This window comes from Hymenobacter yonginensis (assembly GCF_027625995.1).
Lineage (GTDB): Bacteria > Bacteroidota > Bacteroidia > Cytophagales > Hymenobacteraceae > Hymenobacter > Hymenobacter yonginensis.
Genome location: NZ_CP115396.1, coordinates 1,884,803 through 1,897,928, shown reverse-complemented (window position 1 = coordinate 1,897,928; position 13,126 = coordinate 1,884,803). Strand labels below are relative to the sequence as shown.

The window sequence follows — 13,126 nt, the reverse complement described above, 5'->3', positions numbered from 1 at the left end:
GGCAGCCGGCGGCAGTTTTGGGTCATGAAACAGGGTGAACTCCTCGCATGGCTGGCCGCGCCGGCCGACTTCGCCGCCGGCGTGGCGCTATATGCGCAATTGGGTGGCAGTGCCGTGTACCAGCAACTCTTCGCCCTGGGCGAGACCGGGTACAGCCGCCAGGTGCTGGTGGCGCAGCTGCAGCTGCTGGCCGGCCCGGTGCAGGAGTCGGTCCCGGCGCCTGTAGCCGACAACCAACAACCAACAACCAATCAGCCAGCCCCTGACCTGGCCGTGCTGGCCAGCGTCCGGACGCAGCTCAAGGCGGCCCGCGACGAGCGCAGCCACGCGCATGCGCAGCTCACGACGCCCGGCCTGCGCCTAGCTAACCGCAACAAACTGGCCCACCGCATCTGTCAGCTCACTGACCAGGTGCGGCAGCTGCTCTCGGCCGAGCAGCACGTGCTGGCGCATGGCCGGCTGCCCGGCCCGGTGGCCACCCAGGACGTGACCGACGCCGGCGAGCTGCACCGGCGCCTGGATAATCTGATCAGCCTGCGGGCCAAGGTGCGCCGCCGGCCCGAGCGGGCCGCCGAGCTGCCGGGTCTGGAGGCGCAGATCCACCTGATTCGGGAAAAACTCCCGCTTCGCTAATCTACTTGCCCATGTCCACATCGCTACTACCCAAGCAGCTGCCCGGGGCCTCGGACGTCATCCTGCACAAGTCGACGGCCGTCGAGCGCATCTACGCCGCCAGCATCGCCGAGGCCAACGGCGAGGGGCCGGGCCTGGCGGCACTCTCGCCGGCCGATAAGCTGGTCAACCAGCAGATCGAGGCGGCCTACGCGCTGCTCAGTAACTACCACACCTTCGACCAGGCCTGGCCGCTGCTGGCCAAGCAGTTCGGCATCAGCCGCGCGACGTGCTACCGGCGCCTGGCCGATGCCCAGAACCTGATGGGCGACCTGAAGAAAGTCCGCAAGGAGGGCCGCAAGGCCATTTTGATGGAGTTTGCCCGCAAGATTCTGCAGCTGGCCCTGACGCAGCGGCCACCCGACACCCGGGCGGCGCTGGCGGCCATGAAGTTCGAGGCGAGCGTAGCCGGGCTGCTGCGGCCCGACTCGGGCGGCGCGGAGGAAGCGGCCGGCGCCGGCGGTGGCAACACCAGCTATGTCATCAACCTGACGGTGGAGGGCCGCAAGCCGCGCACCATTAACCTCATGGACCCGGAAAGCATCCAGGACGCCGATTACGAGCTGATTCAGGACGCCGTGCAGCAGCAGGTGTTCGGGGCCCAGCAGATGGAGCAATTGCTGCTGGAGCGGCGCGAGGAGGGCGCAGCGGATGGTCATCGTTGATCAGATCAAGCTCAGCTTCAACCAGCCGCAGCTGCGCTACGTCACGGCCAAGGCCAAAAAGGAGGGCGTCAGCATCTGGGGCCGCGGTACGGGCAAGTCGACCGTGATTTCGTGGGACATCCACGAAATCGTGCAGACCATGCCCCGCAGCTGCTGGGTCATCGTGGGCTCGACCTACAAGCAGGTGCTCACGCGCACGCTGCCCTCGACGATTGCGGGCCTGGAGGCGCTGGGCTACAAGCTGGACCGCGACTTCTACGTGGGCCGGCGCCCGGCGCCCTCGAAGCTGTTCGATAGGCCCATCCAAGGCCCGCTCAGCTACGACCACTTCATCATTTTCCGCAACGGGACCGGGTTTCACCTGGTCTCGCTTGATGCCGGTGGCTCGGCCTCCCGGGGCCTGAACGTGGACGGCTTTATCGGCGACGAGGCGCTGCTCTTCAACAAAGAGAAGCTCGATGCCGACTTGTCGGCCACCAACCGCGGCAACGGCCAGTATTTCGGCAAAAACCCGAAGCACCACGGCGTGTTTCTCTTCAGCTCCATGCCCTGGGGCGACCAGGGCCGCTGGCTGCTGGACAAGGCCAAGTACTACGAAAACGACGGTATCGACCTCAATCAGCGCCAAAACGAGCTGATTGCGGCGCAGGTGCGCTTCATCGACGCCACCACCGACGAGGAGCGGCTGCATATCTGGCGCGAGCAGGTGGTCAAGCTCATGCTGGAGGTGCGCTACTTCCCGAGTGCGGCCACCAAAGGCACGTTCTACTCGGAGGCCAACGCCTTCGATAACATCCAGAACCTGGGCCTTCAGTACCTGCTGGATCAGCGCCGCTTCATGACTGACTTCACGTTCATGATTGAAATCATGAACCGGCGGCCGACGACCGTGGAGGGCGGGTTCTATCCCAAACTCCACCAGGCCCGCCACGTGGTGGAGGCCGACAATGACGATTATATCCTGGGGCTGGAGTACAACCTCAAAAAGCTCAGTAGCCCGGACAGTCGCATGGACGCTGACTGCCGCAGCCATTTGCCCATCGTAGGGGCCGTGGACTGGGGCGGGAAGATTTCGGTGCTCACCCTGGGCCAGAAGCACGAGGACGTGCGCGAATACCGCCTGCTGAAGGGTATGTATGTCAAGCACCCCCAGATGGTCAGCGACCTGGCCCAGGCCTTCTGCGACTACTACCAGCATCAGCTGCGCAAGGAGTTCATCTTCCTGGAGGACGCCGAGTGGGGCAACAACCGCAACCCCAACAGCCCCTGGACCCTCAACGAAACCTTCATCAAGGTGCTGCAGTCACGTGGTTGGCGCATCACTCGGGCTAACCTGGGACGTGTGCCCGGGCATCCCACGCGCTACCTGGTAGGGCAGGAGGTGCTCGAGGAGAAGGATCCACGCCGTTACCGCCTGCGCTTCAACAAGGTCAACACCAAGGACGTGGTGCAGGCCATGCTGCTGGCCCCAGTGGGGCAGGACAGCAAGGGCAACATCAGCAAGATCAAGACCAGTGAACGGAAGGAGAGCTTCCCGCAGGAGCACGCCACCCACTTCACCGACACGGTGGATCTGCACATGCTCTACGTTGGGACCGACGTGGTCATGACCACGCCCGACTTCAGTGCCCTGCTAGTGGTCTGATCAACGCCTGCCAGGGCCTGCCTCGGTCCCGGTCGGTGCTCAGTCACTATGCAAAAGCCCCAACGCCGCCTGCGTTGGGGCTTTTTCGTGTCCTCTGGTGCGTGATGTTCACGCGAGTCGGCCCCACAGATATCACCGAGGCGGCCCCCGGCAGCTGCCGGCAGGCGACAGTGCAAGCCGGGGCATCGCGCTGGACTGGTGAGACTGTAAAACGCTCAAAGCGCCCAAAAACGGCGTTTGCAGCGCGCAGGGGCAAAACGCTGTGAGATTGGCTTTTTGTGCGTTTTCGGGGCAACTAAGGCGGTTTTGTGTCCTTTTGGTGGGCCGGCCGGCGCGGCAGATTTGCCCCATGGAAACACCCGTAACCATTCGGCTGAAGGACGCGCTGGCTTTGCTGGAAAGCGGCACGCCCGTAGCTGTGCGCTTCGTCACGTGCGATAGGCGCCGCGGCACCGGCGGCGAGTTCCGGGAGCTAGCGGCCGCCCGCCTCGGCTCCGGTATCGGCTCCGGTAAGCGTCAGGCCGCGCCGCCGGTGCCGGTGCTCACCGGTGAGCCGGACGCCGACCTGACCACCGTGGCCCGCATTGCCTGCAACCCCGACCACTACGCCAACGCCACCCGCAACCTGGTGGATACTAGCACTGGCAAGCTGGTGAAGGTGCACATCTATCTGCTGGTGGCCGTGGCCGGCCGCAAAGTCATCCTATAAATGAAACAGCTTCTATTCAGCTCCGCCGGCCACCTGGCGTACTCGCCCGGCACCGGTTCCATTGTGCGCCTGAACGGCGCGTTTTCGGCCGCCGCCGGCGGTGGCAGCGCTGGCAGCAGCGGCAACGCGGCCACCCAGGATGGGGCCGCGCCCAGCTCGCCGGTGGAGAAAGGCCAGAGCGGCGACGTGGCCCTGTGGGGCGAGGCCAACGACTTCCCGCAGCAGGTGCTCAAGTCGCTGGAATCGAATACGATCCTGCCCAGCGTGCTGGAATGGAAAACCCGCGCCGTGTACGGCGGGGGCGTGGTCTACGGCCGCGTCACGGGCTTTGACAAGGCCGGTAACGAACTCTTCGAGCGGGTGCGGCTGCCCGACGTGGAGGCCTTTTTCCGGCGCAGCAACATCCCGCGCTACGCCTACGAGGGCCTGCAGAACCTGTTCACCTTCGGCCAGAGCTACCCGGAGCTGATTCTTTCGCTCAACCGGCAGAAGCTCACCACCCTCACCACCCAGGACACGGCCTTCTGCCGCTACTCGGTGCCCAAGGCTGGCCAGGCCGTGCCGGAGCTGGTGCACATCTCGGCCAACTGGCCCGAGGCCAAGCCCGGCGACGAGTTCACCACCTCAGTGCCGGTGCTCGACCCCTACTACGAGCCGGTGGAGGCCCTCAAGGCCGATACGCGGGGCTTCAAGTACGTGTATCCGCTGGCGCTGCCGAGCCCGGGCAAGGCCCTCTACCAGCTGGCCAGCTGGAACAGCATCCGCCGCTCGGGCTGGCTGGACGTAGCCCAGGCCATTCCCGAGTTCAAGGCGGCCATGTTCAGGAATCAGCTTAGCATCAAGTACCTGATCGAGACGGACGAGCGGTACTGGAAGTGGAAATACCCCGACTGGGACACGAAAGTGACCGAGCAGCGCCGGCAGATCATCGGCGACGAGCTGGCCGACTTCGAGAAGACCATGACCGGGGCCGCCGGCGCCGGCAAGTCCATCCTGTCGGTGTCGGTGCAGGATCCACGCACCGGCGAGAGCGTGTCGGCCTTCAAGGTGACGGCCATTGACGACAAAGTGAAGAGTGGCCTGCACATCGAGGACTCGCAGGAGGCCAGCAGCCACATCTACACCTCGCTGAGCGTGGACCCGACGCTGGTGGGCATCTCGCCCGGCAAGGGCATGGGCGCCGGCTCAGGCTCCGACAAGCGCATCGCCTTCAACAACTTCATCAGCACTCACCGCTTCCACCAGGATTTGATTCTCGAGCCGCTCTACCTGGTGCGCGACTACAACGGCTGGCCCGCCGAGCTGGAGTTCCGCTTCCTCAATCCGCTGGCCCAGACGGCTGACGTGTCCAAATCCAACACTTCCACCGCCACCGGCGGTCAATCCGACGATGCTGAGCCTGCTTAAAACGAGTGAAGAGCTGCGCCGCTACGTGAGCGTGGATACGAGCGTGGTGCCCGAGCCGGTGCAGCGCGAGCAGGAGCGCCTGCGGGGCCAGCTGCTGCTGCCGGTGCTCGGGGCCACGCTGCTGCACTGGCTGGATGCGCAGTATGCCGCCGGCGCCGCGGCCACCGACCAGACGCCGGCCGGCCAGCTGCTGGCCCGGGTGCAGGCCCCGCTGGCGCGCCTGGCCATGGCCGGCGCCCTGGACGAGCTGCAGGTGAGCCTCGGCGATACGGGCATCCACATCGTGAGCACGGAAACGCAGAAAACGGCCTTCCAATGGCAGATTACGGCCCTGCGCCGCACGCTCAGCCGCAAGGGCTACCAGGATATGAACGCGCTACTCGAGTGGCTGGAAAGCAGCCGCGCCACCACGCCGGAGCTGCAGGCCTGGGCCGCGGGCCCCGGGCAGCTCTACCGCCGGCAGTTGCTGGTGTCGGCCGTGGAGTTCTCGCGCTTCGAGAACATTCAGGAGTCGTGGCCGGTGTTCGAGGCCCTGCGGCCGCTGATCAGCACGCAGGAGCTGTTCATTCTCGAGCCGCAGCTGGGCTACGACTTCCTGAGCGAACTGCGTGAGCAGGTCCGCACCCGCACTCTGACGGCCGAAAACGAAGAGCTGCTCGAGCAGTTCGTGCGGCCGGCGCTGGCCAGCCTGACGCTGGCTAGGGCTGTGCCCGAGCTGGGGTTGCGGCTGACCGGCGACGGCATTGAGCTGATGGTGGCCCGCCTGGACGACTCCAACAGCAAGGAAGCCGATGCCGGCCTCGACCAGCTGCTGGCCGCCCGGGCCTTCGAGGCCCAGCGCGCGGCCGACATCCGGCTGGAGAAGATGCGGCAGTTCCTGAACCGCACGGCCTCCGCTACCAGGTACGCCACCTACTTCACGCTCGGTCCTTACCGGGCGCCTGCCACGCCGGTCGTGGCGCTCAATACGGCTGAATCCAAGGTTATCCGCTTCTGCTAATGCTCTCCATAGTCCTGCCTCCACAAGTGCACTTCATGCTGGAAAAAGCGTGGCATCTGTTCGAGAAATACATTTTCAACGACTGGAATGCGCTGGCCTTTCTCATGGTGCTGTTCCTGCTCGACACCGGCCTGGGCATGGCCCGCAGCTTCCGGCAGGGCCGCTTCCACTCACGGGGAATGCGCCAGATGTTCACCAAGCTGCGCGACTACGGCGTGGGCATCGTCGTGGCCCACGTGTTCTGCAACATCGAGGTTGACGGCAGCAAGTTTCCCTGGGCCGAGTACATGGCCTTCGGGGTGAAGGGCGCCATCTACTTCTTCATCCTGCTGATCGAAACCAAGAGCATCGACGAAAACCTGCGCGGGCTTGGCGGCCTGGGCCTGCCGCTGCCCAAGTTCCTGCGCCGCGGCATGACCGACTGGGAGGAAACCGGCCAGTTCCGCAGCAAGACGCCCCCAGACGAGTTGCCTGCCGCCCCGGAACCTGATCCATCCACGGAGCCCGCTGAGGGCACCATACCCCCTGCACTATGAGTGTGAACATGAAAACCGACGCTGCCGGTCGGGCCTTTATCACGAAGGAAGAAGGCGAAGTGCTGAAAACGTACCTATGCGCGGCCGGCGTGGCCACCATCGGCGTGGGCCACACCGGGCCCGACGTGGTGGCCCGCATGACCATCACCCGGGAGCAGAGCCAGATGCTGCTCAGCAAAGACCTGGCGCGCTTCGAGGCGGCCGTCAACCGCGCCGTGACCGTGCCGCTCACCCAGAACCAGTTCAACGCCCTGGTGTCGTTTGCCTTCAACCTGGGCGAGGCGGCGCTGGCCAAGTCCAGTTTGGTGCGCTACGTCAACACGACGGCCGTCCGCGACCCGGCTGCGCTCCGGAACTACTTCCGCATCTGGCGCAACGTGAACGGCAAGCTCAGCGCCGCCATTGAAGCGCGCCGGCTGCGCGAGGCCGCCTTATTCCTCAAGCCATGAGCGGGCGGCTGCTTTACTGCGGGGCGCTGCTGAGCCTGGCCACCGGCTGCGCCAGCCTGCGCCCGCTGCCCGAGCTGGTGCGCGCGCCCAACCCCGACTCGCTCCGGGCACTGGCCGCGCTGCCGGCCTACCTGGTGCCGCCACCGGCGCAGGCCTCGCCCCGGCAGGTGCAGCGCTGGACCGATGCCCAGACGCAGGCGCTGGCCAATGTTGGCGCGCCGGCCCGGGGCAAGCTCAAGCTCAAAAACGTGGGCAACACGGACTCGGACGTGGTGGTGCAGCACGGCATCACCGGCCGGCAGCTGAGCACGGCGGCCGTCCTCGTGGCCCTAGCCGGCCTGGTACTTTGGCTCAAACCCTGGCGCTAGTGCTATACTTTACAACCCTGCTGCGCATGGAAAAAACACCCCAACGTCCCATCGGCTTCGGCCGGAAAACAGATTATGACCCCAACGGGACCGGCGACGGTTTCCAGTGGCAACCCAGTGAGGCAGCGGCCTCGCAGGAGCCGGCTTCGGAGCCACCGCCGCGCCTGCCGAAAGCAGCCCCGGTGTACGTGGGAACGGGGGAGGGGCTGGCCATTCTGACTGCTTACGATTTGTTTGCCCTCACGCCGCTGAGCAACCTGGAGCAGCAGTTGCTGCAGGTGGTAGCCGGCCTGGAGCAGCGAGTTGACGAACTGGAAGCCGCTTAGTAGGTTTGCCCCGTCTAAACCCGTGTGTGGGTAGAAGGCAGAACCCTAGTGCAACTTGGAGCCCCGCCTCACCAGCGGGGCTTTTTTGTGTCCTTTTCCTCCGAGGCAGCCGGCGGCAGTTTTGCTGCATGGAACGACTCGACATCTGGGGCCGGCACTTCGCGCCGGCCAGCACCTGGAACGAACTCACCCGCGCCCAGCTCGCCGGCGTGGTGGCCGTGCTCTACGGCCCGGAGCAGTTCTGGCCGGCTAAGCTGCGGCTGCTGAGCGTAGTGAGCGGCGCGCCGCTGGAGCTACTTATCGAACTGCCGGAGGTGCAAGTCAGGCAGCTCTACAGCCTCACCGACTTTCTGTTTTCCGACGAGCACCCGCTCACGCGCCAGCTGCTGCCCGAGCTACGGGTGGCCACGCCCCGGCCGCTCACGCTGGCCGGCCCGGGTGACGCGCTCAGCGGCGTGCACTTCGGCGAGTTTATCTTCGCCGATACCTACTTCTGCCTGTACGCCAAGCGGCAGTCGGCCGAGGCCTTCGACCACTTCCTGGCCGCGCTCTACCGGCCCATGCGCACGGACAAGGGCCTGCGCCCGGGCCATCCGGACTGGAGCGGCGACGCCCGGCAGCGGTTCAATGAGCACAACGTGGGCTACTTCGCCCGCTACATGCACCAGGTGCCCGACGTGGACCGGCTCAGCATTCTGCTCTGGTACCGTGGCTGCCGGCAGCAGCTGGTGGCTGAGTACCCCGACGTGTTCGACGTGGCCACCGAGGCGGCCGCCGGCAGCCGGCAGGAATCGGCCGACTGGGGCCGGGTGCTGCGGCAGCTTTCGGGCGGCGCCTTCGGGCCGCTCGAGCAGACCGCCGGCCAGCACGTGCGCACCATCCTGGCGGAAATGAACGACCGGGCCAAGGTGGCCCGCCACCACAAATCCACCCGCTAATGCTCCGGCACTCGCAGTACGTCGCCTTGTTTCGCGACCTGGCCACGCGCCACCACAAGATTCAGCACTCGCCGCAGGTTTCGCGCTTCGCCCGGGTGGTGGTCAGCATCGACCCGTTTCAAAAGCAGGTGGATCTGGCCGAGATGGCCCAGACGCAGCTCGGCCGCCACTACGCGCCGGGCTCCACCAGCCAGATGCTGGTCGTCGAGAGTTGCCACACGCAGTACCTCGACAACGGCGGCGACAACAAGCAGCGCCGCCGCTCCGGGGCCTTCTACGTGTTCGAGAAGCTGCCCAAAAACTTCACCGAAGACCAGGTGGAAGCCGCCATCGATGCCACCGAGCAGACCGGCGAGCAGATCCTGGCGGCCGTGCTGCACCAGCTCAGCGGCCAGGTGAAGGTGCGCCTCGATGAGAAGTCGATCAGCTCCGATACCATCGGCCCCATCGGCGACGGCACCTGGTACGGCACCCGCTTCGACTTCGACTTCACCAACCCGGCCTCGGCCGCGCTGGCCTACAATCCGGCGGCTTTTTCGATTTAACTCATGCGCGTTTTACTGAAAAAAGAATGGGCCCCGAACGGCACCTGGGGCGACCGGGATTACGACCAGGCCTACGGCTACTACCTGGGCGCCGCGGCCTGGGAGTTTGATACGGTGTCGCTGGCGGTGGTGTACACCCCGTTTCCGCTCTACGCCAGCTACACGGTCGACCAGAGCACCGGTGAGCAGCCGCCGGAAGACTACAGCAAGCCGCTGAGCGAGCTGGTCTTTGGCGTGCCCGGCGTCGAGGGCGCGGCCGCCACCTACACCGGCTACTTCCACGACGGCGCGGCCGGCGTGCGCACGCTGGTGCTGCGCCTGACCAAGCTCACGACCATCTGTTTCGGAGCCAGTACCGGCGAGCTGCAGCTGCTCACGAGCGGCAGCATCACGGGCCCGTTCAGCTACCTGTGGGAGGACGGCAGCACAACGCTGCAGCGGGGCCTGGTGCCGGCCGGCCGCTACAGCGTGACGGTGACGGAAGACGCCACCGGCGCCGCGTGCACCATCGCCCTGCAGGCCGAGCAGAACGCGCGCATCAACGTGCTGGTTGAGCGGCGCGACACGCAGGTGACGCTGGTGGCCAGCGGGGGCACGGCCCCGTTCACCTACCTGTGGAGCGACGGCAGCACGCTGGCCACGCGCACCGACCTGCAGGACGGCACCCACGTGTGCGCCATTGTTGACGCGCTGGGCTGCTCGGCGGAAGTGAGCGTGAACTTCTCGCGCCTGAGCTACTACTTCTCCCGCAACCCCATCCCGTTGCGCCTCGACGCCGGCGACGCCTACCGGGCCGACCCGACGAGCCTGCCGGAGCTCACCTTCACGTGTCAGGTGCTGGTCGAGCAGCAGTACCTGAGCGAGGAGTTCACGGCTGTGGGCACGGAGCTCGAGCAGCCGGCCGACCGCGACGGCCGCACCAGCTTTCAGGTGCAGGAGCTGCTGGCGCCCTACCTTGACTACCACGTGCCGGCCCCGGCCGGCCCGGTGGCCGAGCGGGCCACGGCCCTGTTCAAGCGGTTTTTCCTGCGCCACGCCCAGGTGGCGGGCAATCCGCCCGTGAAAGGGCCCAGCACCGGGGCCGAGCAGCATTACGTGCTACTCGGCGGGCTCAGCTTCACCGAGGCGCAGGCCCGCACCTGGTTCGACGACTACCAGCCCCGCCACAAACCGTTCCTGACCTGGGAGCCGAACGACAAGTGGGTGTTTGCCGGGCAGCCCGAGTTCCTATACTTCCAGGCCCTGGCCCCCACGCCGAGCGTGCGTATGCTGGCCGAGCTGCGCTTCGACGACAACACCAGCCAGGTGCTGCCGCTGGGTGAGCTGGAAGGCGTCCGGCAGTTCGAGGTGTTCTGCTTTGGCGTCGGCTTCGGGCAGCTGAACCTGGCGCGGCTGCCGGCCGAGCGGCGGGATAAGGTCGTGAGCTGGCAGGTGTCGGTGGTGGACGACGACGGCCGGCGCCTGAGCGAGGTGCGCCGCTACCACCTGGACCGGCTGCCGCCGGCCACGTGCCGCTACCTGCTCTACGCCAACTCGCTCGGCGGCATGAATACGTTCGTGGCCAGAGGCGAGGCCCAGCAGGACGCGGAAGTGACCGGCGACCAGGTAGAGGTGCAACTCCCGCTCGACTACGATCCGCTGCGCGGCGACACGGCCGTGCTGGAGCGCGAGTTGCGGCCGGTGCTCAAGCTGGCCTCGGGCGTGCACCTGGGCCGGGCCGAGCACCTGGGTTTGCAGGAGCTGCTGCTCAGCCGCAGAGTGCTGCTGCTCAACGCCGGCCGCTGGCTGGCCGGCTACGTGAAAACCAAAACGGTGAACGTGCTCGACGAGGGCAAGCGCGTGCCCACGCTGGAAGTGGAGTTTGTGCTGCCCGCCGAGCGGCAGTTTACGCCCTACCTGCCGCCGGCTGCCCCGGCGGCCGTGGGCCCTGATTCCGGCGCGCTATGATGGCCCTTGTCAACCGTGATGGTGGCCTGGATCTGGCCGCCGGCACCACCATCAGCCTGGAAATCCAGAACCCGCTGTTCAAGTTCGATGCCGTGCCCGGCACCACCAGCTACACGTTTTCCATCCCCTGGACGCCTGGCAACCTACGTCAGCTAAACTTTCCGCACGTGCGCGCCGCCCAGGGCGAGCGGATTGCGCCCGAGCCCTACGGCCTGGTGCTGGACGGCGTGCTCTGGCGGCAGGGCAGCCTGGTCTACAAGGACTGCGACGAACAGAAGCGCACCTGGCAGTACACCTTCGCCGCCGGCGCCGCCGACCTGCAGGCCCGCATCGACGGCCGCACCCTGCGCCAGCTCGAGCTGGGCCGGACGGCGCTGGAACTGCGCCCGGACGCGGAGCTCTACGCGCTGCCGATGCACCACAATCCGCAGTTTTATGCGAAAAACGACAGCTTTACCATGGGTGCGGGCTTTATTAATGACTACCGCAACGGGGCTTACCGCCTCAACGCCACCGGCGGCACCTGGCAGTTTCCTATCGTGCCGTTTCTGCGGCTGGTGCCGCTGCTCGAGCGCGTGTTCGGGGCGCTGGGTTACCGCGTCTCGGGCGAGTGGCTCACCGACGCGGCTGACCTGGTGTGCTACTCCGACCGGGCCGTGGAGGTGCTGGCCGCGCCGACTGACACGCTGCCGCAACTGCCGGCCGACTTTGCCCTGAATCAGCACGTGCCCGATCTGGGCGTGGGCGAGTTGCTGGTGAGCCTGCAGAAGCTCTTTGGCCTGGGCTTCGACTTCCACCCGGTGCGCCCTGAGGTGCGCATCGTGCGCCTGCGCGACGTGGTAGCCGACCAGGCCTACGTGGAGCGCACCGGTGGCCCGGCGCGCAGCGTGCCGGCCGAGTACGGCGGCTTCCTGCTGAAAATGGGGCTGGAAGATGACGAGCTCAACAAAACCCGCGACACCAGCTGGGCCCAGCTGCGGGTGGGCAACGGCAAAACCACCATCGATACCCTGGCCGGCACGCTGCACGTGCTGGAGGTGGCCGATGCCAGCGACAACTCCCGGCGCCTGGTACCGGCAGTGCTGGCCAAGGGCGCCTCGCCGGCGTTCGAGGCGGGCGAGGACAGCCGCGCCGGCCTGCGCCTGCTCTACGACCGGGGCCTGAGCACCTACCAGGGCAGCACCTACCCGCTGGCCACCAGTGCCAGCCCGGGGGGCGCCGGGCTGCCGGCTCTGCGCTGGCCCGGGGCTGATGGCCTCTACGCGGTGAGCTACCAGGCCTGGCTGGAGTTTCTGGATCGGGCCAGCCGCGAGGAGCGCACTATGGTCTTCCGGGTGGCCGATCTGCTCAGCCTCGACCCGCTGCGCAAGGAGCTGGTCGGGGGCCGCAAGTACCTGTGGGAGAAAGTGAGCGTGAGCGTGAGCACCGCCCGCCGCCTCGAATCCGCCCGCTTCACCTACCGACCCATCCGCCGATGAACCTCGACGAGCAAGAACTGGAAATGGCCCGCAAGTGGCTGGATTTTACCGTCGAGAGCTTTATCCGCAACATGCGCAAGCTGCGCATCAAGCAGACCGGGGCGCTGATGGCCAGCTTTAAAAAGCAGGTGATCGGCGCCGCCAGTGGTCGGCTGCAGCTGCAGCTTAGCTACGCCTTGTATGGCAAGTTCGTCGACATGGGCGTGGGCCGCGGCATGGGGCTGGGCGTGCGCCGCGGCGACGACGGCTACGACCGCCTGCGCAACAGCCGCGGCCAGCTCAAACGCCGGGAGCGGAAAGCCAAGAAGTGGCTGGGCAAAACGCTGGCCTATCAGACCAAGCGCCTTTCGGAGCTCATGTCGGAGCTGCACAGCACCATTCTCCTCAGCCAGGTCAGCGACGTGCTGCCGACCGAGGATGTAGTAGTAAACTTTTAATCAA

15 protein-coding genes are annotated in these 13,126 nt (G+C 66.3%); all 15 read left to right on the top strand.

The window, feature by feature from the left end:
• The first annotated feature begins 24 nt into the window (after nt 1–24).
• The 15 genes from O9Z63_RS08330 (at nt 25) to O9Z63_RS08260 (ending at nt 13,122) form a co-directional block, all read left to right on the top strand.
• Nucleotides 25–633 (top strand): hypothetical protein, encoded by a 609-nt coding sequence (locus tag O9Z63_RS08330; protein ID WP_270128838.1) that lies wholly within the window; start codon nt 25–27, stop codon nt 631–633.
• Nucleotides 634–644: 11 nt separating this feature from the next.
• The gene (locus O9Z63_RS08325; protein ID WP_270128837.1) at nt 645–1,337 is read left to right on the top strand and encodes a hypothetical protein; all 693 of its coding nucleotides are present in this window, start codon (nt 645–647) and stop codon (nt 1,335–1,337) included.
• Complete coding sequence (locus O9Z63_RS08320; protein ID WP_270128836.1) at nt 1,324–2,982, top strand: hypothetical protein; 1,659 nt, start codon at nt 1,324–1,326, stop codon at nt 2,980–2,982. Before O9Z63_RS08325 ends, O9Z63_RS08320 begins: the two co-directional genes overlap by 14 nt.
• A gap of 349 nt (nt 2,983–3,331) precedes the next feature.
• Entirely contained in the window at nt 3,332–3,691 is a 360-nt protein-coding gene (locus tag O9Z63_RS08315; RefSeq protein ID WP_270128835.1) for a hypothetical protein, read from the top strand.
• Complete coding sequence (locus O9Z63_RS08310) at nt 3,692–5,098, top strand: hypothetical protein (protein WP_270128834.1); 1,407 nt, start codon at nt 3,692–3,694, stop codon at nt 5,096–5,098. It begins immediately after the preceding gene.
• Nucleotides 5,082–6,098 (top strand): DUF6712 family protein, encoded by a 1,017-nt coding sequence (locus tag O9Z63_RS08305; RefSeq protein WP_270128833.1) that lies wholly within the window; start codon nt 5,082–5,084, stop codon nt 6,096–6,098. Before O9Z63_RS08310 ends, O9Z63_RS08305 begins: the two co-directional genes overlap by 17 nt.
• The gene (locus tag O9Z63_RS08300) at nt 6,098–6,634 is read left to right on the top strand and encodes a phage holin family protein (protein WP_270128832.1); all 537 of its coding nucleotides are present in this window, start codon (nt 6,098–6,100) and stop codon (nt 6,632–6,634) included. The genes O9Z63_RS08305 and O9Z63_RS08300 overlap by 1 nt, the downstream gene beginning before the upstream one ends.
• A gap of 8 nt (nt 6,635–6,642) precedes the next feature.
• On the top strand, nt 6,643–7,083 hold the full coding sequence (locus O9Z63_RS08295) for a lysozyme (RefSeq protein WP_270128831.1): 441 nt from the start codon (nt 6,643–6,645) through the stop codon (nt 7,081–7,083).
• On the top strand, nt 7,080–7,451 hold the full coding sequence (locus O9Z63_RS08290) for a hypothetical protein (RefSeq protein ID WP_270128830.1): 372 nt from the start codon (nt 7,080–7,082) through the stop codon (nt 7,449–7,451). Before O9Z63_RS08295 ends, O9Z63_RS08290 begins: the two co-directional genes overlap by 4 nt.
• Nucleotides 7,452–7,477: 26 nt before the next feature.
• Nucleotides 7,478–7,777, top strand: a complete 300-nt coding sequence (locus O9Z63_RS08285; protein WP_270128829.1) for a hypothetical protein — start codon at nt 7,478–7,480, stop codon at nt 7,775–7,777.
• A 128-nt stretch (nt 7,778–7,905) separates the two neighbouring features.
• The gene (locus tag O9Z63_RS08280) at nt 7,906–8,715 is read left to right on the top strand and encodes a hypothetical protein (RefSeq protein ID WP_270128828.1); all 810 of its coding nucleotides are present in this window, start codon (nt 7,906–7,908) and stop codon (nt 8,713–8,715) included.
• Nucleotides 8,715–9,260, top strand: coding sequence for a hypothetical protein (locus O9Z63_RS08275; RefSeq protein WP_270128827.1), 546 nt, complete (start codon nt 8,715–8,717; stop codon nt 9,258–9,260). The genes O9Z63_RS08280 and O9Z63_RS08275 overlap by 1 nt, the downstream gene beginning before the upstream one ends.
• A 3-nt stretch (nt 9,261–9,263) precedes the next feature.
• The gene (locus O9Z63_RS08270) at nt 9,264–11,207 is read left to right on the top strand and encodes a SprB repeat-containing protein (RefSeq protein WP_270128826.1); all 1,944 of its coding nucleotides are present in this window, start codon (nt 9,264–9,266) and stop codon (nt 11,205–11,207) included.
• Nucleotides 11,204–12,685, top strand: coding sequence for a hypothetical protein (locus O9Z63_RS08265; RefSeq protein WP_270128825.1), 1,482 nt, complete (start codon nt 11,204–11,206; stop codon nt 12,683–12,685). Before O9Z63_RS08270 ends, O9Z63_RS08265 begins: the two co-directional genes overlap by 4 nt.
• Nucleotides 12,682–13,122, top strand: a complete 441-nt coding sequence (locus O9Z63_RS08260) for a hypothetical protein (protein ID WP_270128824.1) — start codon at nt 12,682–12,684, stop codon at nt 13,120–13,122. Before O9Z63_RS08265 ends, O9Z63_RS08260 begins: the two co-directional genes overlap by 4 nt.
• The last annotated feature ends 4 nt before the right edge of the window (nt 13,123–13,126 follow it).

Bases quoted from the DNA above. Each gene is read 5' to 3' on its own strand.
- O9Z63_RS08330 (WP_270128838.1), top strand. From the start codon at position 25: ATGAAACAGGGTGAACTCCTCGCATGGCTGGCCGCGCCGGCCGACTTC.
- O9Z63_RS08325 (WP_270128837.1), top strand. From the start codon at position 645: ATGTCCACATCGCTACTACCCAAGCAGCTGCCCGGGGCCTCGGACGTC.
- O9Z63_RS08320 (WP_270128836.1), top strand. From the start codon at position 1,324: ATGGTCATCGTTGATCAGATCAAGCTCAGCTTCAACCAGCCGCAGCTG.
- O9Z63_RS08315 (WP_270128835.1), top strand. From the start codon at position 3,332: ATGGAAACACCCGTAACCATTCGGCTGAAGGACGCGCTGGCTTTGCTG.
- O9Z63_RS08310 (WP_270128834.1), top strand. From the start codon at position 3,692: ATGAAACAGCTTCTATTCAGCTCCGCCGGCCACCTGGCGTACTCGCCC.
- O9Z63_RS08305 (WP_270128833.1), top strand. From the start codon at position 5,082: ATGCTGAGCCTGCTTAAAACGAGTGAAGAGCTGCGCCGCTACGTGAGC.
- O9Z63_RS08300 (WP_270128832.1), top strand. From the start codon at position 6,098: ATGCTCTCCATAGTCCTGCCTCCACAAGTGCACTTCATGCTGGAAAAA.
- O9Z63_RS08295 (WP_270128831.1), top strand. From the start codon at position 6,643: ATGAAAACCGACGCTGCCGGTCGGGCCTTTATCACGAAGGAAGAAGGC.
- O9Z63_RS08290 (WP_270128830.1), top strand. From the start codon at position 7,080: ATGAGCGGGCGGCTGCTTTACTGCGGGGCGCTGCTGAGCCTGGCCACC.
- O9Z63_RS08285 (WP_270128829.1), top strand. From the start codon at position 7,478: ATGGAAAAAACACCCCAACGTCCCATCGGCTTCGGCCGGAAAACAGAT.
- O9Z63_RS08280 (WP_270128828.1), top strand. From the start codon at position 7,906: ATGGAACGACTCGACATCTGGGGCCGGCACTTCGCGCCGGCCAGCACC.
- O9Z63_RS08275 (WP_270128827.1), top strand. From the start codon at position 8,715: ATGCTCCGGCACTCGCAGTACGTCGCCTTGTTTCGCGACCTGGCCACG.
- O9Z63_RS08270 (WP_270128826.1), top strand. From the start codon at position 9,264: ATGCGCGTTTTACTGAAAAAAGAATGGGCCCCGAACGGCACCTGGGGC.
- O9Z63_RS08265 (WP_270128825.1), top strand. From the start codon at position 11,204: ATGATGGCCCTTGTCAACCGTGATGGTGGCCTGGATCTGGCCGCCGGC.
- O9Z63_RS08260 (WP_270128824.1), top strand. From the start codon at position 12,682: ATGAACCTCGACGAGCAAGAACTGGAAATGGCCCGCAAGTGGCTGGAT.